The sequence below is a fragment of the Halomonas sp. WWR20 genome (assembly GCF_054602495.1).
Window position 1 is genome coordinate 44,906 of sequence record NZ_JBTRHR010000013.1, and the last position, 22,137, is coordinate 67,042.

23 protein-coding genes and 3 pseudogenes are annotated in these 22,137 nt (G+C 57.8%); 16 read left to right on the forward strand and 10 right to left on the reverse strand.

The annotated features are described in order from the left end of the window. The first annotated feature begins 42 nt into the window (after nucleotides 1-42). Complete coding sequence (gene trxC / locus ACW4DH_RS17850) at nucleotides 43-480, forward strand: thioredoxin TrxC (RefSeq protein WP_459637755.1); 438 nt, start codon at nucleotides 43-45, stop codon at nucleotides 478-480. Between the two features lie 78 nt (nucleotides 481-558). Beyond that, entirely contained in the window at nucleotides 559-1,305 is a 747-nt protein-coding gene (locus ACW4DH_RS17855) for an SDR family oxidoreductase (protein ID WP_459637778.1), read from the forward strand. A 59-nt stretch (nucleotides 1,306-1,364) separates the two neighbouring features. On the opposite strand, the gene ACW4DH_RS17860 is transcribed toward ACW4DH_RS17855, so the two are convergent. After that, the gene (locus ACW4DH_RS17860) at nucleotides 1,365-2,363 is read right to left on the reverse strand and encodes a DUF2795 domain-containing protein (RefSeq protein WP_459637756.1); all 999 of its coding nucleotides are present in this window, start codon (nucleotides 2,361-2,363) and stop codon (nucleotides 1,365-1,367) included. 263 nt (nucleotides 2,364-2,626) lie between these two features. On the opposite strand from ACW4DH_RS17860, the gene ACW4DH_RS17865 reads away from it, so the two are divergent. The 6 genes from ACW4DH_RS17865 to ACW4DH_RS17890 all read left to right on the forward strand — a co-directional run bounded on the left by ACW4DH_RS17865 (nucleotide 2,627) and on the right by ACW4DH_RS17890 (nucleotide 6,639). Further along, a complete protein-coding gene (locus ACW4DH_RS17865; RefSeq protein WP_459637757.1) occupies nucleotides 2,627-2,884 on the forward strand; it encodes a type II toxin-antitoxin system Phd/YefM family antitoxin in 258 nt (85 codons plus the stop codon). Beyond that, complete coding sequence (locus ACW4DH_RS17870; protein ID WP_459637758.1) at nucleotides 2,872-3,174, forward strand: type II toxin-antitoxin system RelE/ParE family toxin; 303 nt, start codon at nucleotides 2,872-2,874, stop codon at nucleotides 3,172-3,174. Before ACW4DH_RS17865 ends, ACW4DH_RS17870 begins: the two co-directional genes overlap by 13 nt. An 86-nt stretch (nucleotides 3,175-3,260) precedes the next feature. After that, the gene (locus ACW4DH_RS17875) at nucleotides 3,261-3,578 is read left to right on the forward strand and encodes an antibiotic biosynthesis monooxygenase family protein (protein ID WP_459637759.1); all 318 of its coding nucleotides are present in this window, start codon (nucleotides 3,261-3,263) and stop codon (nucleotides 3,576-3,578) included. A gap of 144 nt (nucleotides 3,579-3,722) precedes the next feature. After that, nucleotides 3,723-5,936 (forward strand): OsmC domain/YcaO domain-containing protein, encoded by a 2,214-nt coding sequence (locus tag ACW4DH_RS17880; protein ID WP_459637760.1) that lies wholly within the window; start codon nucleotides 3,723-3,725, stop codon nucleotides 5,934-5,936. Between the two features lie 200 nt (nucleotides 5,937-6,136). Beyond that, nucleotides 6,137-6,379 carry a type II toxin-antitoxin system Phd/YefM family antitoxin gene (locus ACW4DH_RS17885; protein ID WP_459637761.1) on the forward strand — a complete coding sequence of 81 codons (243 nt, stop codon included), beginning with the start codon at nucleotides 6,137-6,139 and terminating at the stop codon, nucleotides 6,377-6,379. Then, complete coding sequence (locus ACW4DH_RS17890; RefSeq protein ID WP_459637762.1) at nucleotides 6,376-6,639, forward strand: Txe/YoeB family addiction module toxin; 264 nt, start codon at nucleotides 6,376-6,378, stop codon at nucleotides 6,637-6,639. The genes ACW4DH_RS17885 and ACW4DH_RS17890 overlap by 4 nt, the downstream gene beginning before the upstream one ends. 134 nt (nucleotides 6,640-6,773) lie before the next feature. Here the strand turns inward: ACW4DH_RS17890 and ACW4DH_RS17895 are convergent, their stop codons facing one another. Beyond that, the gene (locus ACW4DH_RS17895) at nucleotides 6,774-7,217 is read right to left on the reverse strand and encodes a CBS domain-containing protein (RefSeq protein ID WP_459637763.1); all 444 of its coding nucleotides are present in this window, start codon (nucleotides 7,215-7,217) and stop codon (nucleotides 6,774-6,776) included. 157 nt (nucleotides 7,218-7,374) lie between these two features. On the opposite strand from ACW4DH_RS17895, the gene ACW4DH_RS17900 reads away from it, so the two are divergent. Together ACW4DH_RS17900 and ACW4DH_RS17905 are read left to right on the forward strand one after the other, a co-directional pair. Continuing rightward, entirely contained in the window at nucleotides 7,375-7,794 is a 420-nt protein-coding gene (locus ACW4DH_RS17900) for a GNAT family acetyltransferase (protein ID WP_459637764.1), read from the forward strand. Nucleotides 7,795-7,816: 22 nt separating this feature from the next. Beyond that, on the forward strand, nucleotides 7,817-8,428 hold the full coding sequence (locus ACW4DH_RS17905) for a class I SAM-dependent methyltransferase (protein WP_459637765.1): 612 nt from the start codon (nucleotides 7,817-7,819) through the stop codon (nucleotides 8,426-8,428). A 28-nt stretch (nucleotides 8,429-8,456) separates the two neighbouring features. Here the strand turns inward: ACW4DH_RS17905 and ACW4DH_RS17910 are convergent. The 3 genes and pseudogenes from ACW4DH_RS17910 to ACW4DH_RS17920 all read right to left on the reverse strand — a co-directional run bounded on the left by ACW4DH_RS17910 (nucleotide 8,457) and on the right by ACW4DH_RS17920 (nucleotide 8,948). Continuing rightward, nucleotides 8,457-8,703: pseudogene (locus ACW4DH_RS17910) on the reverse strand (Txe/YoeB family addiction module toxin). Further along, nucleotides 8,675-8,887: a type II toxin-antitoxin system Phd/YefM family antitoxin gene (locus ACW4DH_RS17915; RefSeq protein WP_459637766.1), complete on the reverse strand. Its 213-nt coding sequence runs from the start codon at nucleotides 8,885-8,887 to the stop codon at nucleotides 8,675-8,677. Before ACW4DH_RS17915 ends, ACW4DH_RS17910 begins: the two are co-directional and overlap by 29 nt. After that, nucleotides 8,835-8,948 carry a type II toxin-antitoxin system Phd/YefM family antitoxin gene (locus ACW4DH_RS17920; RefSeq protein ID WP_459637767.1) on the reverse strand — a complete coding sequence of 38 codons (114 nt, stop codon included), beginning with the start codon at nucleotides 8,946-8,948 and terminating at the stop codon, nucleotides 8,835-8,837. The genes ACW4DH_RS17915 and ACW4DH_RS17920 overlap by 53 nt, the downstream gene beginning before the upstream one ends. Before the next feature lie 445 nt (nucleotides 8,949-9,393). On the opposite strand from ACW4DH_RS17920, the gene ACW4DH_RS17925 reads away from it, so the two are divergent. Then, nucleotides 9,394-10,536 (forward strand): endonuclease/exonuclease/phosphatase family protein, encoded by a 1,143-nt coding sequence (locus ACW4DH_RS17925; RefSeq protein WP_459637768.1) that lies wholly within the window; start codon nucleotides 9,394-9,396, stop codon nucleotides 10,534-10,536. Nucleotides 10,537-10,964: 428 nt separating this feature from the next. After that, complete coding sequence (locus ACW4DH_RS17930; protein ID WP_459637769.1) at nucleotides 10,965-13,019, forward strand: OPT family oligopeptide transporter; 2,055 nt, start codon at nucleotides 10,965-10,967, stop codon at nucleotides 13,017-13,019. Nucleotides 13,020-13,142: 123 nt separating this feature from the next. Here ACW4DH_RS17930 and fabF read toward each other — a convergent pair whose 3' ends face one another. Further along, a complete protein-coding gene (fabF, locus tag ACW4DH_RS17935) occupies nucleotides 13,143-14,408 on the reverse strand; it encodes a beta-ketoacyl-ACP synthase II (RefSeq protein ID WP_459637770.1) in 1,266 nt (421 codons plus the stop codon). Between the two features lie 91 nt (nucleotides 14,409-14,499). Here fabF and ACW4DH_RS17940 point away from each other — a divergent pair, with 91 nt between their 5' ends. The 4 genes and pseudogenes from ACW4DH_RS17940 to ACW4DH_RS17955 all read left to right on the forward strand — a co-directional run. Beyond that, nucleotides 14,500-15,162 carry a TetR/AcrR family transcriptional regulator gene (locus tag ACW4DH_RS17940; protein WP_459637771.1) on the forward strand — a complete coding sequence of 221 codons (663 nt, stop codon included), beginning with the start codon at nucleotides 14,500-14,502 and terminating at the stop codon, nucleotides 15,160-15,162. 119 nt (nucleotides 15,163-15,281) lie between these two features. Further along, the gene (locus ACW4DH_RS17945; protein ID WP_459637772.1) at nucleotides 15,282-15,965 is read left to right on the forward strand and encodes a DNA-3-methyladenine glycosylase I; all 684 of its coding nucleotides are present in this window, start codon (nucleotides 15,282-15,284) and stop codon (nucleotides 15,963-15,965) included. A gap of 305 nt (nucleotides 15,966-16,270) precedes the next feature. Next, nucleotides 16,271-16,462 (forward strand): NUDIX domain-containing protein, encoded by a 192-nt coding sequence (locus ACW4DH_RS17950; protein WP_459637773.1) that lies wholly within the window; start codon nucleotides 16,271-16,273, stop codon nucleotides 16,460-16,462. A gap of 515 nt (nucleotides 16,463-16,977) precedes the next feature. After that, nucleotides 16,978-17,812 (forward strand): annotated as a pseudogene (locus tag ACW4DH_RS17955) (IS3 family transposase); the annotation flags it as partial. A 160-nt stretch (nucleotides 17,813-17,972) separates the two neighbouring features. Here ACW4DH_RS17955 and nhaC read toward each other — a convergent pair. The 4 genes and pseudogenes from nhaC to ACW4DH_RS17975 form a co-directional block, all read right to left on the reverse strand. Continuing rightward, a complete protein-coding gene (gene nhaC, locus ACW4DH_RS17960; RefSeq protein ID WP_459637774.1) occupies nucleotides 17,973-19,415 on the reverse strand; it encodes a Na+/H+ antiporter NhaC in 1,443 nt (480 codons plus the stop codon). 48 nt (nucleotides 19,416-19,463) lie between these two features. Beyond that, entirely contained in the window at nucleotides 19,464-20,765 is a 1,302-nt protein-coding gene (locus ACW4DH_RS17965) for an NAD(P)/FAD-dependent oxidoreductase (protein WP_459637775.1), read from the reverse strand. 332 nt (nucleotides 20,766-21,097) lie between these two features. Beyond that, the gene (locus ACW4DH_RS17970) at nucleotides 21,098-21,769 is read right to left on the reverse strand and encodes a GntR family transcriptional regulator (RefSeq protein ID WP_459637776.1); all 672 of its coding nucleotides are present in this window, start codon (nucleotides 21,767-21,769) and stop codon (nucleotides 21,098-21,100) included. Between the two features lie 181 nt (nucleotides 21,770-21,950). Continuing rightward, nucleotides 21,951-22,137, reverse strand: a pseudogene (locus ACW4DH_RS17975) (aldehyde dehydrogenase (NADP(+))); the annotation flags it as partial.

Here is a 22,137-nt window from a genome sequence, read left to right on the forward strand (position 1 = left end):
GCCTGCATATCCAATGTCACGATACCGACCTGGAGACTTTCCATGCCTGACATGATGCAGCTTGGCTGCCCGCACTGCAGCGCTATCAACCGTGTACAGCAGGCACGGCTGAATGCGCGGCCCAAGTGCGGCAAATGCAAGCAGCCACTTTTTACCGCTGCCCCCATCGAGTTGACCAGCCGCAATTTCGATGCCTTGATCAATCGCAGCGAGATGCCGGTGGTGGTGGACTTCTGGGCCAGTTGGTGCGGCCCGTGCAAGATGATGGCCCCCATCTTCGCGCAGACCGCCGGGGAACTTGAGCCACGGATGCGTTTCGCCAAGCTGGATACCGAAGCCGAGCAGGCACTTGCAGGGCGCTTCGGGATCCGCAGCATTCCGACACTCATCGTGTTTCGTAACGGACAGGAAATCGCCCGTCAGGCCGGCGCGATGCAGGCAACCCAGCTCAAACAGTGGTTACAACCACATCTGGTATGAGGCACACAGGTACGCCTTTGAATATATCCCACGCTAGTATGGCTCGACCGACAACGATAGGTAGCAAGAGGCATGACGATGGACAGAGTATTGTTGGTGACGGGGGGCAGCCGCGGTATTGGAGCGGCCACTGCCAGACTGGGGGCAACGCTGGGATACCGGATCTGTCTTAATTACCGGGGCAATCGCGACTCGGCCGAGGCGGTCGTCGCCGATATCGTGCGCGACGGCGGGGAGGCCATTGCCGTGGCCGCCGACGTGAGTGACGAGGGCGAAGTGACACGACTTTTCGAGACGATGGACCGCGAGCTCGGCACTCTCACCGCGTTGGTGAACAACGCTGGCATTCTCGAACGTCAGAGCCGGGTAAGAGACATGACGGCCGAACGCCTGTCGCGCATCCTCTCCGTGAATGTTACCGGTAGTTTCCTATGCGCACGTGAAGCCATTCGGCGCATGTCGACGGCAGACGGTGGCGCGGGTGGTGCCATCGTCAACCTCTCCTCGGTCGCCGCACGCCTGGGCGCGCCCAACGAATACGTCGATTATGCGGCGACCAAGGGCGCTATCGATACCTTCACCCAAGGCTTGGCCAAGGAGGTCGCCGGCGAGGGGATTCGCGTCAATGGTGTGCGCCCCGGCATCATCTATACCGATATCCATGCCAGCGGTGGTGAGCCCGGGCGGGTCGATCGCCTCAGCGAAACGGTCCCGATGCAGCGGGGCGGGCAACCCGAGGAAGTCGCCCAGACGATTCTCTGGCTGCTCTCCGAGCAAGCATCCTATGTCACCGGAACCATCGTGGACGTTACGGGGGGAAGGTAACGGGCCTTTTCTCATCGTGGCCAAGGGGCCATACTCCGCCTGGCTGTGCGAGTGGCGCCTCAGCGCACCTCCCCAACCGCTTTCTGAACATCGGCCATGGTCTCGTATTGCCGGCGGGGGAACTCATCGAGCACCTCCATGACCTCGTCGGCGGCATGGTTGGCCTTGGCCTGCTTGATCAGGTCGGCTTTGCCGCAGGGGAAATCCACACCCTTGAGCGCATGGACAACGCCGGCTGCCGACGAGGTGTTGCGGGCCGCCTTGCCGCCGCGCTCGCCGCCTTTGCTGCGATCGCCCGCTGGCTCGTGGATCTCGGGTTTCATCTGCGGCTGTGCGAGCTTGCCTGCCTCGAGCGCCTGCGTCGGCCAATCGCGCTTGTTGAGCCCCAGGGTCTTGAACAGGTTCGGCTTGCCGCTGATCGTGACGTCTTCCTCGTTCAGCGCGTCGTGCGCGCCGATCAGCAGGAACTGGGCGCTCTCGTAATCAAGCAGTTGGCCGTCATCGATATCGATCCAGCGCTTGTCGGCGAACTTGTCCTGCAACCGCTTGGGATAGTTCGGCTTGGAGTCGGGGAAACCGGGGACATCGACGGCGGGGTTGCGCACCGAGATGATGTAGCTCGCCTCGGCGAGTATCGCCAGTTCCTGCTGGGCCTTGCCGGGTTTGTCGGGGCTGGATAGCCGATAGGCGAGGCGGGTGCTGTTGTGGCGCTCGAAGATTGCGTAGCGGCCCTCGCCGACAGGAATGGCCTCGCCCTGTTCCTGTTCGCCGCGGGTCTTGGTCTCGTACTCGAGCGGTGCCAGGGTCTCGCCGATCTCCTTCGGCTTGCCCGTCATGTCGTTCATCATCCACTCGCGTGCGGTGGATTGCGGTTTGCCTTTGATTATCTTCGGCATGCGCTTCTTGCCCACCACGAATAGCCGAGCGGTATCTTTTTCATCGTCCGGTACCAGCACCATATGCAAGCGCTGCACGTCATCCAGCCCCCGGATCTTCTCCACGTTGACCTTGGGCCGGTAGAAGAAATAGATATCGCCTTTTTCCACGTAAGTTGCCATCTGCCATCTCCTATGTAGGAAAAGCGTATCAATGTAAGACGCTTCTTTTGGGTTAGCAGAGGGGGGCCGTCGTGCAAAGGCTAGCGAAGCGGCCTCGAACGAACTATGCCTCAACCTTTTGGCCACTTTGCGCCAAAGGCAACCACCTCAAGAGTAGAGTTGTTCATGAGCCTTGAGCGTACGCGACATGCCGTAGAGCTATGATTGTGTCACGCAAGAAGTGACACTATAGTATCACTATTGGTCTGAATCAGGGTGACTCCATGAAAGTTGAGCTTGTTACGAACCTCAAGCGCCAAGCCACGAAGATTCTGGCGGACTTGCACTCGTCAAAGGAGCCGATACTGATTACGGAGCATGGTCGGCCATCCGCCTATCTTGTTGATGTACAGGATTACGAGTTTATGCAGCGCCGGCTTGAGCTGCTCGAAGGGCTATCGCGGGGTGAGCGTGCCGTACTTGAGGGAAGAACGCACAGCCAGAGTGAGGCCAAGAAGAAAATGAGTAAATGGCTGAAGTAATCTGGACGGACCCCGCCCTTCAAGAACTGGATGCCATCGCTGAGTACATCGCCCTGGACAAGCCCGCAGCGGCGAGCCATCTGGTCAAGGAAGTTTTCGATAAAACCGAGCGTTTGGAAGACTTCCCCCAATCCGGACGGAATCCTCCGGAGCTGCCCAATTCCGTATACAGGGAAGTCGTGGTGCCACCCTGTCGCATCTTTTACCGTGAAGATGCGAGGCGGGTTCTCATCCTCTATGTCATGAGAGAGGAACGGCAACTTCGTGCTTATATGCTTGGGAGTCGCTAGCCAGGTGCGTTACTCGGATACCCTCGTCTCGGCTTCACCGCATCAACGTCACTGGTGTGCTTTGGCGTTAAAAACCAAGGATCTATATGTCAAATATCGCCACTACCCCTGAACCGCCTTATTACGCTGTCATCTTCAGCAGCCATCGAACCGAGGGTGACCAGGGTTATGCCGCCATGGCCGAACGCATGGTGGAGCTGGCCGCCACGCAGCCGGGCTTTCTCGGCCTCGAGTCCGCCCGGGAAGAACTGGGCATCACCGTGTCGTACTGGGAAAGCCTGGAAGCCATCCGGAAATGGAAACGGCACGCCGAGCACCTGGAGGCGCAGCGGCTGGGGCGCCGGCAGTGGTATAGTGACTTCCGGGTGCGTATCGCCAAGGTAGAGCGTGACTACGGGATGTAGGCCGAGGCGGGAGTCCCGATTGGCGCGGGGCAGGGCGGTTGCACGGATTTTTCGCCGCCTCCCAAGACGCAAGGTGGCAAAACCGGGATAATGACCGGCTACCCGCCTATAGTGCGCCGAAAGTCACCAACCCGGCTCTTCTCCATGGAAATCAAGGTCAACTATCTCGACAACCTGCGTCAGGAAGCACTGTTCGACGACTTCACCGTCATCACCGATCAGCCGATTCGCTACAAGGGCGATGGCTCCGCGCCGGGCCCGTTCGATTATTTCCTCGCCTCAACGGCACTATGCGCCGCCTACTTCGTGCGAGTGTATTGCAATACGCGGGGCATCCCCACCGAGAACATAAGGCTGTCGCAGAACAACATCGTCGACCCGGAAAACCGCTACAACCAGATCTTCAAGATCCAGGTCGAGTTGCCGGAAGATCTCTCCGAGAAGGACCGCACCGGTATTCTGCGCTCCATCGAGCGCTGTTCGGTGAAGCGAGTGATCCAGAACAACCCCGAGTTCCAGATCGAGACGGTGGAGAACATTGACGAAGACGCCCAGGCGCTGTTGATGGGCACTAACGTCAAGGACAGCGTCGAGGGCGAGGCAACCTGGATCGAGGGCAAGGATCTGCCGCTGGAGCAGACCATCGCCAACATGACGAAGATACTGGCGGACCTCGGCATGAAGATCGAGATCGCCTCGTGGCGCAACATCGTGCCGCATGTGTGGTCGTTGCACATTCGCGACGCTGCCTCGCCGATGTGCTTCACCAACGGCAAGGGCGCCACCAAGGAGAGCGCGCTATGCTCGGCGCTGGGCGAGTTCATCGAGCGTTTGAGCTGCAACTTCTTCTACAACGACCAGTTCTTCGGAACGGAGATCGCCAATAGCGCGTTCGTCCACTACCCGAACGAGAAGTGGTTCCCGCCGGGGCCGAATGATGAGCTGCCGGCCGAGATTCTCGATGAGCACTGCCGGGCAATCTATGACCCCGAAGGCGAGCTGCGCGGCTCGAATCTCTATGACACCAATTCCGGCCGCACGGATCGCGGCATCGTCTCGCTGCCCTTCGTGCGCCAGTCGGACGGTGAGACGGTCTGGTTTCCCTCGAACCTGATCGAGAACCTGTATCTGAGCAACGGCATGAGCGCCGGCAATACGGTGGCCGAGGCACAGGTGCAGTGCCTCTCGGAAATCTTCGAGCGGGCGGTGAAGAAGCAGATCATCGAAGAAGAGATCGTGCTGCCCGACGTGCCCCAGGACGTGCTGGCGAAATACCCCGGTATCGTCGAAGGCGTCGAGGCGCTGGAGGCGCAGGGTTTCCCGGTGCTGGTCAAGGATGCCTCGCTGGGTGGGCAGTTCCCGGTGGCTTGCGTCACTCTGATGAACCCGCGCACCGGTGGCGTGTTCGCCTCGTTCGGCGCGCACCCGAGTTTCCCGGTGGCGATCGAGCGCAGCCTCACCGAGCTGTTGCAGGGCCGCAGCTTCGAAGGGCTGAACGATCTGCCGCCGCCCACCTTCAATTCCCAGGCGGTGGCCGAGCCGAACAACTTCGTCGAGCACTTCATCGACTCGTCCGGAGTGATTTCCTGGCGCTTCTTCAGCGCCCGCGCCGATGTCGAGTTCTGCGAATGGGATTTCTCGGGTTCGACGGACGAGGAAGCGGCCCGGCTGTTCGGCATTCTCGAAGAGGAGGGCCTGGAAGCCTACATGGCCGTTCATGACGATCTGGGCGCGCCGGTATGCCGCATTCTGGTGCCGGGCTATTCCGAGGTGTATCCCGTGGAGGATCTGGTCTGGGACAACACTAATATGGCGCTGGCCTTCCGCGAAGACATCCTCAACCTGCATTCGCTGGACGACGGGCAACTGGCCGACCTGCTCGAGCGCCTGGAGGAGAGCGAGCTCGACGAGCAGATGAAGATCGTCACTCTGATTGGCATCGAGTTCGACGACAACACCGTCTGGGGTCAGCTCACCATTCTGGAGCTGAAGCTATTGATCACCCTGGCGCTGCAGCAACACGAGGAAGCGCTGGAACGGGTCGAGATGTTCCTGCAGTTCCATGACAACACCGTCGAGCGCGAGCTGTTCTACCGCGCGGTTCAGGCGGTGCTCGAGATCACCCTGGAGGATGAACTGGCACTCGAGGACTACCTCACCAACCTGCGGCGCATGTTCGGCAACGAGACCATGGACGCCGTGGTCGGCTCGGTGAACGGCGAGGTGCGTTTCCATGGCCTGACGCCCACCAATATGCAACTGGAAGGACTGGAGCGGCACCAGCGCCTGATCGAAAGCTACAGGAAGCTGCACGCGGCGCGTGCTGCCAGGGCGAGAACGGCTACAGCCTCGGCTTGATTATTAGCTCTTGGCCCAACCGATGCCCCTGAGCTGGTTGCCCGGCTCGGGGGCATTGCGTTAAGGCCGTAAGCTCGCTTGGCAGCCTTCCATCTGGCTATCGATGAAGATAAGCACGACGAGGTCATTAATTGCGTACGTATTGACGAACGTACTGGTTGACGTACACTTATCCAAGATTAACGAATCAGAGGTGCGTCATGACTGGAATCACTGCAACCGAGGCGCGCAGCAATCTCTATCGGCTCATTGATGAAACTGCCGAATCTCATCAGCCAGTAGTGATTATGGGCAAACGAAACAGGGCTGTTTTGGTTTCCGAAGAGGACTGGCAGGCCATTCAGGAGACGCTGTTCCTGCTGTCTGTTCCCGGCATGCGCGAATCGATCTGTGAAGGCATGGCTACCCCCACCGACGAGTGTGATGGGGAGCTCGACTGGTGACATGGGAATTGGTTTATACCAAACAGGCTCAAAAAGACGCTAAAAAACTAGCGGCCAGCGGCTTGAAGCCAAAGGCTCAAGAATTGCTTGTCCTGATTTCAGAAGATCCATTTCGAAAGCCACCCCCGTTCGAAAAGTTAGTAGGCGATCTCGCCGGGGCATATTCACGCAGGATCAATATTCAGCACCGTCTCGTTTATCAAGTTATTGAGATTGAGAGGGTGGTCAAAGTTCTCCGTCTATGGAGCCATTACGAATAATAACCGACCATTCCGGTATGCCTTTCTAAAATGACCGTGGTTCACTTCTCGAATATTCGACTGAAGCCGTCCGATAGGGCGGCTTCGGGATCGAAAGCGGTTAGCAGGAACACAAGTCAAAAAGCGTTGCAGGATCAGTTCTGCCCGGTTTCGAGCAACGCAACGGCCAGACGCACGAAATCCGCGGAAGAGAGAATACCGACGAGGCGCTCGTCGCCGTCCAGGACCGGCATGGCCCCCTGGCGATGTGCCAGCAGCTTGCTCCCGGCATCGGCGAGCGGCGTGTCGACCGACAGCGTGAGCACGTCCCTGGAAATGACCTCGGCGAGCGGTATCCGCCCCAGATGATGGCTCAAGCGATGTGAGCCGTAGTTATCGGTGATTCGCAACGCTTCCCGCAGCACGACCTTCTGATTGAGCAATCCCGCCAATTGGCCCTGTTCGTCCAGCACCGGCAGGTGCCGTATCTTATGCTCCCGCATGGCCTCGTTACCGTCATTGAGCGTCTGCTCGAGACGTAGCGTCACGATGTTGCGGATCATGATGTCGGCTACTACGACGGGAGTCTCTTGGGTCATGGAAATAATCCTCGATCGAGTCGAATAGGGGCGTTACGGTAGACCACGATGTATCTCTGCTCTTTATCGGCAGCGATTGGCCAGGGAGTAGCCGGACGGCTGGATTTTTCAAGACAAGTTTCATCGACACCCACACACAACCCAGGGGCGATAGCGTATGAACATCAGACCGTACCGGGAAACGGATCGGAACGCGGTCATCGCCCTCTGGCATACATGCGGTCTGATTCGCCCCTGGAACGATCCCGAGAAAGACATCGAAAGAAAACTAACGGTACAGCCCGAGCTGTTCTTCGTGGGCGAGCTGGACGGGAAGGTCATGGCTTCAGCGATGGCGGGGTTCGATGGTCATCGCGGCTCCGTCTTTTATCTGGCGATTGATCCAGGTTCTCAACACATGGGGTACGGACGGCAGCTGATGGCACATGTCGAGGAGGCCCTGCACGCCATGGGCTGTCCGAAGATGAACATTCTGGTTCGTACCTCGAACGAGGCGGTACTCGTCTTCTATCGCAAGCTTGGGTATACGCTTGATGAGGCCGTCAGTATCGGCAAGCGTTTGATACCTGACGATTGATCAAAACGGCCAAGGAGCCATGATGCGCAGCTTCATCTACGACACCCTTATCCTCAGGCTCACCTCCCGATGGTATGCGGAAGTGCTGCAGCGCGTGCCCGAGGGCGCCGCTGTGCTGGATGTCGGTATTGGCACGGCGGGCGCGCTGCTGGCCAATGCCGAACTGGTCAGGCGAAAGCGCCTGCATGTGACGGGTATCGATATCGATGCCGACTACATGGAAAGCGCTAAACGAAGGCTGGCGGATTCCCCTCTGGCTGACCACGCCGAGGTGCGGCTTGAGTCCGTCTACGAACACCAGGGCGGGCCTTACGACGCCGTGTATTTCTCGGCAAGCTTCATGCTGCTGCCCGAGCCTGAGCGGGCACTACGGCATTGTTGCGAGCTTTTGCGCCCAGGCGGGCGAATATACTTTACGCAAACCATCCAGACGCAGCCATCCCGTTGGATGGAGACGCTAAAGCCCGTATTGAAGCGGTTTACAAGCATCGATTTCGGCCAAGTGACCTACAAGGACGTCTTCAAAGCCCAACTTCGCACCGCCGGCCTGAAGGTGGAGGAGTTTACCTTCCTGGCTCACCACGGGAGTCGAGCGTCGTGTCTTGCCGTGGCCAGGCCGGCTGGCGCGTACTAAGCCTGCCGTTGATTCAGTCTTCAGCCTCTTAGTGGTAACGAAGTTGAGCAATAAGCAGCGCACCATCCGTGATCTTGTAGACCATGCGGTCTTCTTCGTTGTTCGCCGGGACCAGCAACCCGCCAGGCTACGCTTGGAAAGTTCAAATTTACCGACACCTTCGAACGGCTCTCGCTGGGTTTCCTTGATCAGCTTATCGAGCCGGTTAAGGGCTTTTTGTCGGTCTTTTGCCAGTACAGATAAACTTTACGCATTTCGGAGAAAAGCAGCTTCATCCAATGAGCTCCTTCTCCTGACCCCGCCTTGCTCCAGTTCGGCGACAGATTCCAATAAGCGGCGAGCGTTCTTCGGCGCACGAAGCAGGTAGGCGGTCTCCTGCAGCGCTTCGTAGTCTTCCAGGGAATCATCACCACGGCTGCGCTTTGCTCCGGGTAATGATGACTGGTGAATGATCTTCACAGACCCGCTCCATGGTTTTGGCTAGATGGGTTCTCGCTGCGGTGTAGTTGATGGCCTCCATAAAACGCTCCTGAACGGAATGTCATGTATATACAGGATGCTGTACATGTGCAGGCTAGCAATCGCTTACATAACGGCGCTTCTCCGCCGATTTACCATGGGAGCCGAGTGTCTTGCCATGGCCGGGCCAGCTAGTGCCCATTAACGTTTATCTAAGAAAATCGAAGCCTGCTCTGCTTGATAAAGGTTATCCACATCGGACTTAAAGAAAGGGACAATGATAGATCTGGACTTCACGGGCCTTCGATTGGGTTCCCGAAACGCCAAGGGGCTTTGTGCGCGGCTTACGTGTGCGTTGGGTGCTGGAAAACTCTACGTAATTATAAAGTTATCGTTCGCCCGGCCCGTTACGTTACGATGCTTTAGCGACGTACTAACTCTTGGATAAATCGGCTATATGATCGGGACGTCCCGAATTATTGCTGCCGCGCGGAAAAAGAGGTGCCATGGCTTCAAAACTCCTTCTATGGACCATTCGTGTGCTGACGCTTTGCATGGCGCTGGTGAGCGTGCTGCCGATGGTCCCCAGCGGTCAATGGTGGGTCAGACTGTGGGCATTTCCGCGGCTTCAGTTGGCTTGGGCGCTGCTCCTGCTCCTGGCGCTGCTTGCTGTGCACGCCTGGTGGAAACGCCCGCGGAAAGAGCATGCAGCGTGGTTGGGAGTCATCCTCGCGGCGGGAATATGGCAGTTGTCACATATCCTGCCGTTCACCCCGGTCTGGCAACCCGCCGTCCCCGACGCTGAGACTCACCCCGACAGGGCTGGGGTGAAATTTAAAGTCATGACCGCGAATGTCTCCTACACCAACGACCACTACAGCAAGGTTCTGGAGTTGGTCCGGCGTGAGGATCCAGATCTCTTGCTGCTGATCGAAATCAATAGCGAGTGGGACGAGGGCTTGGCGCCGCTGGATGAGCGCTACGACCATCGGGTCGGGGAAGTCCGTGGCGAGGGGCTGGGGATCGTGCTCTGGTCACGGTTCCCGCTACTGGAGCAAGAGGTTAAACACCTAGTCTCCGAGCGCCGTCCCTCGATTTTCGCGACCCTGGATATACCGGGAATCGGACCTGTCCGTTATGTCGGTACCCATCCTGTCCCGCCAGGACTGCGTGACCGGATTGCCAGAAACGACCAAACCTCCGAACGTCGAGACAGTCGAGTTCGTGACGCGGAGCTGATGCTAGTTGCCCGTGAGATTGAGGAGGACGCAGACAACCGCTGGATCGTCACCGGGGACTTCAATGACGTGGCGTGGTCGGATACGACTCGGCTGTTCGTTGACCTGACCGACCTTAAGGACCCGCGCCGCGGCCGACGGATGCTGGCTACCTACCACGCACAGCGACCCCTATGGCGATATCCTATTGACCATCTGTTCGTCTCCGACGGCTTCCATCTGGTCGACCTCGACCGCGTAAGGGTGTTTGGCTCCGACCACTTCGCCATTACCGCGACCCTGGCCGTCGCGAATAAGGACGACGCAAAGCCGACAGCCTCTGATGAGGAGGAAGAGAGGGCTCAGGAAATGGTCGAGGAAGGATTCGAAGACGCTGCCGAGCACGACGTTAGCTCGTCGCAGTCAGAGTAAAGGGGGCAGGAATCAGACGGGGAAGGCCTCTAATGTCGATTGAAACCACCGGATCATGGAGGCAGCAGATTTCAAGGGTGGCTGCGTTCTGCAGTAACGTCAACGGCAACCTTGAGCCAGGCACCGGCTTCGCCTTGAGACGTTTTGCCTCGATGCCACCGCCGTCGTGAAAATCGAACACCGACAGTTGATCAATCACGGTTTCAGGGGGATACGGTCAGCCGCAAGGTGATCCGCCACCTCAGCAGGGCGGTGGGCAACAAGGGAATTTCCACCTGAATGCCCACTTCGGCGTTCGTGGTCTTCATGCTATCATCACAAGCCTGCTAATGATCGGGTGAGTGCACTGGCTCGCCCAGCGGAAACTTCAGGTAATAGTGCCCCCGTGCCGTCCTGGCCGGGGGCATTATGTTGAGCGAGAGCTTGTCATGTCACAGCGAATTCCCGATGAGATGGTGCTACCGGAGCTGACCCTGCGCGGGGTCGTGCTCGGTGCGTTGATCACGGTGGTGTTTACCGCCTCCAATGTCTATCTGGGGCTGAAGGTGGGGCTAACCTTTGCCTCGTCGATCCCCGCGGCGGTGATCTCCATGGCGCTGCTGAGCCGTTTGGCCGGCGCCAATAAACTCGAAAACAATATGGTGCAGACCCAGGCCTCGGCGGCCGGGACCCTGTCGGCCATCATCTTTATCCTCCCCGGCCTGTTGATGGTGGGTTACTGGCAGGGCTTCCCCTTCTGGCAAACCTCGGCAATTTGCGCCATCGGCGGGATTCTCGGGGTGCTGTATACCATTCCGCTGCGCCGAGCGATGGTCGTGCAGAGCGACCTTCCCTATCCGGAAGGCATCGCCGCTGCCGAGATTCTCGAAGTCGGTGATCGCGGTCGCGATGACGACAAGCGCGCACATGATGCCAACGAGCCCGGCGCACGCGATATTGCGCTGGGGGCGCTGGTGGCGGCGGCGTTCTCGCTGGCCAGCAGTGGCTTTCGCGTGCTGGCGGACAGCATCACGCTCTGGCTGACGGCAGGGCGCACCGCATTCCAGTTCTCGACCGGCTTCTCGCTGGCGCTGGTCGGGGCTGGCTATATGATCGGCATCGTCGCTGGGGTGGCGATATTGATCGGCACGCTGATTACCTGGGGGATTGCGGTGCCCTGGTTGACCATGCTGGATCCCGCCTCGGCCGGGCCGTCGTTGACGGAGGTCGCGATGCAGCACTGGTCCGAAGACGTGCGCTTCATCGGGGCCGGGGTGATCGGGGTCGGGGCCATCTGGACCCTGTTGACGCTGCTCAGGCCGATGATCGAAGGCGTGCGGGCGTCCTTTGGTGCGCTGAGAAAGGGCCAGGGCGGCATGACCCAGATGCCGCGCACCGACCGCGATCTGCCGGCGTCGATTCTGCTGGGGCTGGCGGGTATTCTGCTGGTCGCGCTGTTTGCGGTATTTGCCTACTTCCTGCACGCGGCGGCGCCGGGCATGTCCAGCGGCACGTTCTGGACGCTCGCGCTGGGTAGCGTGCTGTTTGCCGGGCTGTTTGGCTTCATTATTGCCGCCGCCTGCGGCTACATGGCCGGGCTGGTAGGCTCGTCCAGCAGTCCGATTTCGGGGATTGGTATCGTTGCGGTGATCCTGGTCTCGCTGATGATTCTCGGCTTCAACCAGCTCAGCGACGGGCTGACCATGCTTGGCGATGATGTCGCAAGCATGCTGCCAACGGCACTGGCACTGTTCTCGACTTCGGTGATCGTGGCCGTAGCGGCGATTTCCAACGACAACCTGCAGGATCTCAAGACCGGCTATCTGGTCGGCGCGACGCCGTGGCGTCAGCAGGTAGCTTTGATCATCGGCTGTCTGGTGGGGGCACTGGTGATTCCGCCGGTGCTGACGCTGCTCTATAACGCCTATGGCTTCGTGGGGGCGCTGCCGCGTGACGACATGGACATCAGCCAGGCGCTGGGGGCGCCGCAGGCCTCGCTGATGACCGCCATCGTCAAGGGGATCTTTGCCCATGATCTGCAGTGGTCGATGATCATTATCGGCCTGGTGCTGGGGGCGGTGATGATCGGCATCGACGAGCTGCTCAAGCGCCGTGGTGGTGTCGCCCGCTTGCCGGTGCTGGCGGTGGGTCTGGGTATTTATCTGCCGGCCAGCGTCAACATGCCGTTGATCATCGGTGCCATTCTGGGTTGGGTGATTCAGCGCCGTCTGCAGGCGCGTGCGGCGGCGCGCGGTACCGACACCGAGACCGGCGTGGAGCAACCGCGTCGCCGCGGTGTCCTGATCGCCTCGGGCATGATCGTCGGCGAGAGCCTGATGGGCGTGTTGATGGCCGGCATCATTGGCTTTACCGGTAGTGATGCACCGCTGGCGCTGGTGGACGACGGCTTCGCCGGCATTTCGCCATGGCTGGGGCTGGCGGTGTTTGTCGCGGTCTGCGCCGGCCTCTACCGGCGTGTGATGGCCGAGCGTCAGGCGCGCTAGGCCGAGTCCGGGGCGTCTTTCAGCCCCGGACGCGAGCCGATGCAGGTTGTCGCTGCCCGTGTGCAAGGCGCGGGCAGGGGCGGCCCGGTTGTGCCCCGGCAAGCAGCGGATAGCTGAGCGCCCCTACATCTTGCTGACGATCAGCGCGGCATTCACTCCGCCGAACCCGAAACCGTTGCACAGCACATGCTGTGTCGGGTGTTCACGCGCCGTCCCCGAGACGAAGTCCAGGTCCTGAATATCCTCATCGACATTTTCCAGATTCAGGGTCGGGGGCAACCGGTCGTGCATTGCCGAAAGCGCCGAGAAGATGCTCTCCACGCCACCGGCGGCACCGAGCAGATGGCCGGTGGCTGACTTAGTCGCGGAGATCGGAATGTCGGCGAGGGCGTCGCCGAAGGCGTTGCGCAGGGCGGCGATCTCGGCGCGGTCGCCGACCGGTGTCGAGGTGGCATGGGCATTGATATGGTCGATATCGGTTAGGGAGAGCCCGGCCATCTTCAGCGCTGCCCGAATGGCCGCCGCGGCTCCTGAGCCGTCTTCCGGGCCGGCGGTGATGTGGTAGGCATCGGCGCTGGTGCCATAGCCGCTGAGTATGGCCAGGGGCGTTGCCCCGCGTGCCTCGGCGTGGGCCAGGCTCTCGATCACCAGCAGCCCCGCGCCTTCCCCCATGACGAAGCCGTTACGTGCCTGGTCGAAGGGGCGCGACGCCTTGGTGGGGTCATCCTGCTCGGTGGAGAGCGCCTTCATGGCATGAAAGCCGGCCAGCGACAGCGGGTCGATGCAAGCTTCGGCGCCGCCCACCAGAGCCACCTCAGCCTCACCGCTGCGTATCATGCGCATGCCGTCGCCAATGGCCTGCACGCCAGCCGCACAGGCGGTCACCGGGCAGCCAATCGGCCCGCGTAAGCTATAGCGAATCGACAAATTGCCCGCCGCCAGGTTAGCCAGGAAAGCCGGTACGGTAAAAGGGGAGAGCCGGCGGTGGCCGCGTGTCGACAGGGTATTCTGCGCCTGGGTGATGGTAGGGAAGCCGCCGATGCCTGAGCCCACGATAGTAGCCGTGGCCAACCGGTCCGCATCGCTCGACGGGAACCAGTTGGCCTGGGTCAGCGCCTCTTCGGCGGCGGCCATGGCATAGAGACTGAACAGCTCCAGCTTGCGCCGCTCCTTGGCATCAAGCACACGGTCCGGATCGAGGCCGGCTTCTGGGTCCTCGGGAATGCTGGGCACCGAGCCAGCGACCTTGATCGGCAGGTCACCAGTATCGAACCGAGTGATCGGGGAGATGCCGGAGCGGCCGGCAAGCAGGCGCTCCCAGACTGCCTTGACGCCGCAACCGAGCGGACTGATCATGCCCATGCCGGTGATGACGAGCGGTGATTGCATGGTAGTTTCCTGAACGATTTAGGGTTGTGCCACGCTAGCACCGGACTTTATATGATCAAGGTAATATTCAGCGCAGGAATGTGAGGCCACCATGCCCTATTCGACGAACCACAAGGCCAAATCGCGGGAGCGTATCCTCAAGTCCGCTATCGAGCTGTTCAGTCGCAAAGGCTTCGAGAAGGTCTCCATCGGCCAGATCATGAAGCTGGCCAAGATGACCCATGGTGCCTTCTACGCGCACTTTGCCTCGAAGGAAGCGCTCTATCACGCCTCCGTACAGGAAACCCTGGAGAGCAGCCGCGCGGCTAGGCTGGTCAAGGGGCCCTTGTCGGTGAAGCACCTGACGGAGTTGGTATCCAATTGCTGGAACCTCCAGGAGCTGGAACGCAAGCACAAGCCGGGCCCCGAGACGGTGCTGTTCAACGAGATCGGCAACGAGAACGCGGAGATCCGCACGCTCTTCGAAGCCTCTTACCTGCGCATGAAGAAGATGCTGGAAACCCGCCTCATCGCCTTGAGCCGACTCAAGAAACTGCCCTTCGAACCCGACCGCGACGTGATCGCCGACAAGTCCCGCGTCATTCTGGCCTCACTAGTCGGTGCTGTGGCCATCGCCAAGAGCCTGCCCGGCGAACAGGAGCGCCAGTGCATCCTCAACGCTGCACAGCGCAATATCCTGCAGATGCTCGGAGTCAACGAAAGCGAGCTGGAAAGCATGCTGGGCGACGTTGGACAGGAACAGAGCCCCGCGTAGCGCCTGCTTGATGGCTCTGCCAGCTTTCATCAGCGCTACCCGAAAATGGGCGCCGTTCGTGCCGCTGGAGCAGGGCGCGCTTAGAAAATACTGATTTCATTACTGCCATAGAGACAAGCATGACACTTGATTACCGCTGGCTTTACGACACCGTACGAAGGCGTTTTGACTCTGACGAAGCCATGGAAGCTTTCCTGCCTCAAGCGCTTGCTTCCGACGAGTTGGAGCAGAAGGGAGACGATCGTTACCTTTCCGCCATGAGCCAGAGGGTCTTTCGGGCCGGTATGCAACATTCGGTGGTCGATGCCAAGTGGCCTGCCTTTGAAGAAGCGTTTTGGGGTTTTGTTCCTGAGAAAATGGTGTTGCTCAGCCCAGAGCAGATCGAAGGCTATATGAAAAACGATCGAATCATCCGCCACCGCACCAAACTGCAGACCATCCCCAAGAATGCCCAACTCATACTGGATAACCGCCAGGAGCAAGGCAGTAGTTTCGGCGAATTCATTGCCAACTGGCCGAGCACCGACATCATCGGCTTATGGCGTTTATTGGCCAAACGCGGCGCTCGCCTGGGTGGACGCTCGGCTGCCGCCTTTTTACGCTTGGCCGGAAAGGATACGTTCTTATTGACCAGCGATGTGGTCGCACGGCTGATAGCCGCAGGCATTGTTGACCAACCCCCCACCAGTCAGCGCGATATGCACGTCGTACAGGGCGCATTCAATGAATTGCAGCAGAGTTCAGGAAGGCCGTTGTGTCAGTTATCGGCCATGTTGTCGTTGAGTATCAATCCAAGGTTTTAGGGCACGCGGTTCAGCCGCCAACTTTGAGAAGGCCTCCATCGGCCAGACAAGAAACTGGCCAAGATGACCCATGGTGCCGATGGCGAACTCGTATATAATTCTGAGGGGTCCCGTAACAGATCGGGATTAAACTTTGGCAGGCTTGTGCGTGAAAATAATCATCTAACCAGTCGCTGCAGTACACGGCCGATGGCCGCCGGATGCCCTTTCCATTGCGGCTTCGCCTCCACTCCAAGGCCGCCGCTGAGCTAAACGTTAGCTGCTGATGGAGTGCATAAGGCTTCGGCAACGGAAGTAAATAGAATATGATCCCAATTTGTTCCAAAGTTGTCTCAGGTGTCGCTCTTTCCCAAGTGGGTGGCGAAGCCAAGATGGCGCTTATGAAACGATCGAAGGAAGGTTTCTGGTGTCACGTCGCCGGAAAGGTTGAGGCCGGGGAGACCGGATGGCAGGCTATCGTCCGGGAATTTTTCGAAGAGACTACAGATTGTAGTTAGAGAACTTTACAACGGAGAGTATCTTGAACAGTTCTACGAGCCTAGTAAGAATCGAATAGAGATAATCCCTGTATTTGTCGCCTTTTGCCCTCCCGAGCAGCCGATAGTATTAAATTCCGAGCATACCGAATTTCGATGGTGTTCGCTGGAGGAAGCAAAATCGTTGGTGCCATTTCCGAATCAAAAGGCACTGTACGAGCATATTTGGAGGCACTTCGTGGTAGAGAAGCCGTCTTCGTATACGAGAATAAAGGTCAGCTAACCAAGCACACAGAAGTCAAAAGTAGCGCACTTCGTGCACTACTTTTGGCTTCTGTGTGCTTGGGGTTAACTGCCATCAGCAAAGAATCGTAATCATAACAATCAAAGCCCCGAGCAAGTGAAATGGACCCCGAAGGTTGGATTCCAGCCTTCGGGGTTTGAATCGCCCCTAGTTTCGTAGACACCTCCAGGCCTTATACTGAAAGGCATCAGGAGGTTCCATGAGCCGTCAACGATAAACCGAAGAATTCAAGATCGAAGCTGTCAAGCAGGTGACGGAGCGAGGCCATCCCGTTACCGAAGTCGCCGCCCGGCTGGGCGTTTCCGGCTACAGCCTGTATCAATGGATAAAGCGCTATGCTAAGCCTGCTGAACATCGGCAGCAGGACGATGATCTTCACGCTGAGAACCGGCGCTTGAAGGCCGAGCTGAAGCGTGTATCAGAAGAACGAGATATCCTAAAAAAGGCCACCGTCGGAATGCCGCCCAGAACTTCGCCAGAGAGTCCGACTGAGATACGCGTTTATCCACGACCATGCGGACCAATACCCGGTGCGACGCCTGTGCCGCATGATGGCTGTGCATCCCAGCGGCTTCTATGCCTGGTGCCGTAACGCCCTGTCTGAGCGGGCTCGGGACGATCAGCGCCTGCTGGGACTGATCAAGCACGCTTGGCTCGAGAGTGGTGGCGTGTATGGCTATCGTAAAATCCATCAGGACCTGCGGGAGGCTAGAGAAGCCTGTGGCAAGCATCGGGTGGCCCGCCTGATGCGCCGGGAGGGGCTACGTTCTCAAACGGGTTACCGACGCCGTCCTGGTTGCTACGGCGGCACACCGGCGATGGCATCGCCCAATCATTTGGATCGCCGGTTTGAGGTGGCAGCGCCCAATGTCGCGTGGGTCACCGACATCACCTACATCCTCACCTACGAGGGCTGGCTCTACCTGTCGGTGGTCATCGACTTGTTCTCTCGGCAGGTTGTGGGCTGGTCGATGAAGTCTCGCATGACCACTGACTTGGCGTTGGATGCCTTGCTGGCAGCGGTTTGGCGGCGAAAGCCGCAAGGGATTGTAATGGTGCATTCGGATAGTAAGACTACAAGGTGCCAGGTGTTTCTGGGTTGATCTGACTGATCGGCTTATTTTGAAGACCTGGTGCCGAGAGGGTTCCCGGTGCTTGAATTGGTGAGGCTGAACGGCTCTGCTTCATGCAGAGCCGCTTAGATAAATGTAGTAGTGCAAAAACTTATCAGGACGTTTTCAGCTCCTGTTGCAAAGGAGAACTTTCTTTCTCATTTCTAGAGGGCTGTGTTCGCCAAATGGCGATGTTAGCAAAACCGTAGAAGATCGAGATGACGATGACTAGCATGTGATACCAAAGGAACGGCAAATAGGTTAGCGTCGACACACCCAGAGTCGTTGCCATGAAAACGCCGCCATCCGTCCAAGGCACCATAGGCGTGGTAATGGTGCCCCCCGCCTCGGCATTACGAGAGAGCACACGGCGGTCCACGCCCTGTTTATCATAGTTTTTTTCAGTAATGGTGCTTGCCGTAATTAATGAAACATAGGCTGCCCCGCCGAAAAAGTTGCCGAAGAATCCACCTAACATGGTTGATACTGTCAATCGCCCAGGATTGTTGGCCCAGCGAAGGAAACCGTTACTGATTGCCTGAAGAATTCCAACCCGCTCCATCAGACCTCCGAGGCCGAGTGCGAAGAGAATCAAGGCGACGACGCCCAGCATCGACTCGATACCGCCACGATTCAACAAGGTATTCAGAAACTCGACATCAGATTGCATTGCATTACCCACATAAGCGATGCGAATCGCTTCGATGGGGCCAGTTCCCTGAGCCAGCCAGGCACAGACGCTGCCCAGTACTGCACCAAACGTAATGACTGGAATTGCCGGGTAGCGACGTGTTAGCAGAGCAATGACAATAACTGCAGGAACCAGTAACCATGGGCTAATAGAGAAATGACCCTCGAGGGCCTGCATGGCGATCGCGGCACGAGACGTATCGACACCATCACTGATATAGAAAAAGCCTACGATCAAGAACAGTATCGAGGCGATAGCAATCGATGGAACACTGACCCACATCATCGAGCGGATGTGGTCGATCAGGTTCACCTTGCACAGAGAGGCCGTCATTACCGTGGTATCCGATAACGGCGACATCTTATCTCCGACATAAGCGCCGGAAATCACAGCGCCAGCTACCAGAGGCAGGGGGATGCCGAAGCTATGTCCAATACCCATCATGGCGACCCCTGCGGTTCCTGCCGTACCGAAGGATGTTCCCGTAGCTAGGGAGGTCAGCGCACAGATAACGAATGCTGCGAATAGGAATATCTGAGGGTCCATTACCGAAAGACCATAATAGATAATGCTGGGGACAATGCCCCCGGCGATCCATGTTCCGATCAGTGCTCCTACCGTTGTCAGGACAAGAACCGCCTCCATACCGTTATGGATGCCATTAATTAAGCCTTTCTGCATTTCGTCATAGGGGATTTTGAGCCTCAAGCCCAAAGCCATAACCAAGAACCAGGAAGCAAATAGCGCCAGCTGGATAGGCAGGTTTAATACGTTTATGCTCAGGAACATGATAGCGATGAAGCCAACCATGATGGCAAGCACCTCTATCATTGTAGGTAGTCTTGCCTGACCTGTTTTCGAAGACATAGTTGCTCCTTGGATTTGTTTTCTAACATGTTGTCTATGGATGGAACATTACGCGAACCGATCCAGCCTGTAAGGCTGCAAGTCGGGAAGCGCAGTTGGGGAACCGCCAGATGATTCGGTATCATCTGCAGCTAGTTCTGCGATGATTTCTGCCGTCAAGGCTGCTTGGGTTAGGCCTAAATGATGATGTCCAAAAGCCAACAGGACTTTTCTATCTTTTACGCAATCGAGAATAGGCAGCGAGTCAGGCAGGGAGGGGCGAAATCCCATCCAAGGTATTGCCGAAGTGACATCAAGGTCCGTCTTGAACAGCCCTTGGCTCAAGCGACGCAGTTGCCAGGCACGTTGCATATTGGGTGCCCGTGTTAATCCTGCGAACTCGACGGTGCCTGCAAGCCGCAATCCCTCTTCCATTGGCGTCATGATGAAACGTCGTTCAAACGACGTGACAGCAACAGGCAGCCGCTCACGTTCTTGGGGAAGCATCAAGTGATACCCCCGTTCTGTATCCAGAGGCACCTTGGTACCCGTTAATGCTTCGGTAAGCGGCGCCGAGTGGGCACCGCAGGCCACCAAGACCTTTTTGGCAGTCAACTCTCGGGAACAGGTCGAAAGGGCGATGCCTTGATGGGTAGTTTTCGCTGATAAAACCCCTTCCTGCTCAAAAGCGACACCATGCTTTTTGGCCGCTTCAACCAAGACGTCCACGATCCGCGAAGGATTCACGACATGCCCTGTCTGTGGAAAGAAAAGCCCACCTTTAATTCCATCTGACAACTGCGGAGCGATCTGTCTAATGGCCTCTTCTGGCCAGTACTCGACGGGAACCTCTTGCTCTTGCATACGAGCCTGTAGTGCCTTGAGCAACTGGAGCGAATCCTCGCGTTCATAGATCAGAAAGGAGCCCTCGGCTTTCAGTAGCCTTTCCTGGCCAATGGAAGCCAACAGGCGGTGCCAGGCGGCTAAGCTTCCCTCGTTCAGCGACCGTATGCCTGACACGCTTTGCTGATACGGGATCTTGCGTAGGTTCCAGAGCAGACGGACGAACCAGGGGAGGGCCCGAGGAAAATGTCGCCAGTCGAGCCGTAACGGCCCCATCGGATCCAGCAGCATCTTTGGTAGTTGCGTCAAAATCGATGCATCGGCAATAGGAAAGACTTGTTCGGTGGCCATGTGGCCAGCATTACCATATGAAGCACCCATGCCTGGGGCTTGTTTATCCAACACCGTTACTCGCCACCCTTGCCGGCTCAGCGCCAAGGCGCAAGCTACACCGACGATACCGGCGCCGATAACTGCAATGTCTGTGTCGGGGCTAGGCTGGCCAGTGACTTGGTGTTCAGAGGGCATGCTGGCTCCTTCTTTGTTTTGTCGATTGTATAAAATATATGATAGTCACAGCTAAGCTGCAATATCAGTACCGACCAAAGTCGCATAATGAGGACAGAAATGTGGTTACGATGCTATTTCGGCCAGGAGAGGGGCCAGGATGAGATGGAGAGCCCTTCGTTGTTGCGCAACTGTAAATCGAAGGGGAAAGCTCAGAGAAGCGTCTTCAACACGGCTTTAGCTATCTATTCTCGTGTCGGTGGGGGCCCAAGGTATGGCACATAAATTGTTCGTTATGCGTTAACGAGTTATCACGATAGGCTGCATAAAAGCGAAGGGTATAGGTGACGTAACTAGACTTTTTGAGGGTGCTGGGATCGTCCCTCAAGTATCGAAACAATGCCCTCACAGGCCTCTTGGATGTGGGTAGCTAAGAGGTTGCAGGCTTGCGAGGATTGTTTCTGACGTGCTAACTCAAGAAGTTCGTGGTGCTCTTTCTCGGCTTTTTCGATCTCTTGGGTGTAAAGCAATTGCATGCGGATGTAGCGATCGGATTTCGTGTTCAATTGGCTGATGAGGGCTAATGTTTCGGGTAAACCGGCCGGAGCATACAGGGCCTGATGAAACGCAAAATTGTAGTCGCTCCAGTTGTCGATCTGGCTTCCCGTATCCAATGCTTCATCGTACTTGAGCAAGATGCTTTCGGCATGCTCAAGGTCTATCTCGGACAGGTTAGGGATCGCTCGCTCGAAGATGTATGTCTCTAGCAAGACGCGTAGGGTGAAGAGTTCACGAATCTTATTTGCGGACAGCTCCGTCGTGAATGCACCACGGTGGGCATGAAACTCCACCAGACCCTCCGCTTCGAGGGTTAACAAAGCTTCCCTCACGGGGATTCGGCTGACCTCGTAATCCTTGGCCAAGGCGTCCTGGCGTAGTTGGGTTCCGCCTTGGAACTCTCCACCGAGAATACGCTTGCGGAGATCATTCGCGACGTATTGCGCCCTTGTCTTGTAAGTTGGCATGCTACAGGCCTGCGTTGACTTTGATTTGCATATTTTATACAGCCTGCAAAGCACTGTCTAACAACCCTTTATGAGGCTCTCCCTGCAGATCCTCCAAATTGCCTACTTATGATGCAGATCTATTGAAGAAAGCCCGGCCCCTTTCAAGGAGCCGGGCTTCGGTTAGACTAGGGGGGTATGCTCAGATCTCGCGCTTGCCATCCACGAGGCGCTTGAGGCCCAGCGGGTTGCCCTCCTTGAGCGCCTCGGGCAGCAGCCCTTCCGGCAGCGCCTGGTAGCACACCGGACGCAGGAAGCGGAAGATCGCCGCCGAGCCCACCGAGGTGGTGCGGCTGTCGGAGGTCGCCGGGTACGGCCCGCCATGCACC

What these genes read in the sequence shown, in the direction of transcription:
- ACW4DH_RS17920 (WP_459637767.1), bottom strand. Translation starts at nt 8,948, where the DNA reads ATGGAGGCCATCAACTACACCGCAGCGAGAACCCATCTAGCCAAAACC.
- ACW4DH_RS17940 (WP_459637771.1), top strand. Translation starts at nt 14,500, where the DNA reads ATGCCCTATTCGACGAACCACAAGGCCAAATCGCGGGAGCGTATCCTC.
- ACW4DH_RS17945 (WP_459637772.1), top strand. Translation starts at nt 15,282, where the DNA reads ATGACACTTGATTACCGCTGGCTTTACGACACCGTACGAAGGCGTTTT.
- ACW4DH_RS17860 (WP_459637756.1), bottom strand. Translation starts at nt 2,363, where the DNA reads ATGGCAACTTACGTGGAAAAAGGCGATATCTATTTCTTCTACCGGCCC.
- ACW4DH_RS17905 (WP_459637765.1), top strand. Translation starts at nt 7,817, where the DNA reads ATGCGCAGCTTCATCTACGACACCCTTATCCTCAGGCTCACCTCCCGA.
- nhaC (WP_459637774.1), bottom strand. Translation starts at nt 19,415, where the DNA reads ATGTCTTCGAAAACAGGTCAGGCAAGACTACCTACAATGATAGAGGTG.
- ACW4DH_RS17895 (WP_459637763.1), bottom strand. Translation starts at nt 7,217, where the DNA reads ATGACCCAAGAGACTCCCGTCGTAGTAGCCGACATCATGATCCGCAAC.
- ACW4DH_RS17885 (WP_459637761.1), top strand. Translation starts at nt 6,137, where the DNA reads ATGACTGGAATCACTGCAACCGAGGCGCGCAGCAATCTCTATCGGCTC.
- ACW4DH_RS17880 (WP_459637760.1), top strand. Translation starts at nt 3,723, where the DNA reads ATGGAAATCAAGGTCAACTATCTCGACAACCTGCGTCAGGAAGCACTG.
- ACW4DH_RS17855 (WP_459637778.1), top strand. Translation starts at nt 559, where the DNA reads ATGGACAGAGTATTGTTGGTGACGGGGGGCAGCCGCGGTATTGGAGCG.
- ACW4DH_RS17930 (WP_459637769.1), top strand. Translation starts at nt 10,965, where the DNA reads ATGTCACAGCGAATTCCCGATGAGATGGTGCTACCGGAGCTGACCCTG.
- ACW4DH_RS17875 (WP_459637759.1), top strand. Translation starts at nt 3,261, where the DNA reads ATGTCAAATATCGCCACTACCCCTGAACCGCCTTATTACGCTGTCATC.
- ACW4DH_RS17865 (WP_459637757.1), top strand. Translation starts at nt 2,627, where the DNA reads ATGAAAGTTGAGCTTGTTACGAACCTCAAGCGCCAAGCCACGAAGATT.
- ACW4DH_RS17965 (WP_459637775.1), bottom strand. Translation starts at nt 20,765, where the DNA reads ATGCCCTCTGAACACCAAGTCACTGGCCAGCCTAGCCCCGACACAGAC.
- ACW4DH_RS17870 (WP_459637758.1), top strand. Translation starts at nt 2,872, where the DNA reads ATGGCTGAAGTAATCTGGACGGACCCCGCCCTTCAAGAACTGGATGCC.
- fabF (WP_459637770.1), bottom strand. Translation starts at nt 14,408, where the DNA reads ATGCAATCACCGCTCGTCATCACCGGCATGGGCATGATCAGTCCGCTC.
- ACW4DH_RS17925 (WP_459637768.1), top strand. Translation starts at nt 9,394, where the DNA reads ATGGCTTCAAAACTCCTTCTATGGACCATTCGTGTGCTGACGCTTTGC.
- ACW4DH_RS17950 (WP_459637773.1), top strand. Translation starts at nt 16,271, where the DNA reads ATGATCCCAATTTGTTCCAAAGTTGTCTCAGGTGTCGCTCTTTCCCAA.
- ACW4DH_RS17970 (WP_459637776.1), bottom strand. Translation starts at nt 21,769, where the DNA reads ATGCCAACTTACAAGACAAGGGCGCAATACGTCGCGAATGATCTCCGC.
- ACW4DH_RS17900 (WP_459637764.1), top strand. Translation starts at nt 7,375, where the DNA reads ATGAACATCAGACCGTACCGGGAAACGGATCGGAACGCGGTCATCGCC.
- trxC (WP_459637755.1), top strand. Translation starts at nt 43, where the DNA reads ATGCCTGACATGATGCAGCTTGGCTGCCCGCACTGCAGCGCTATCAAC.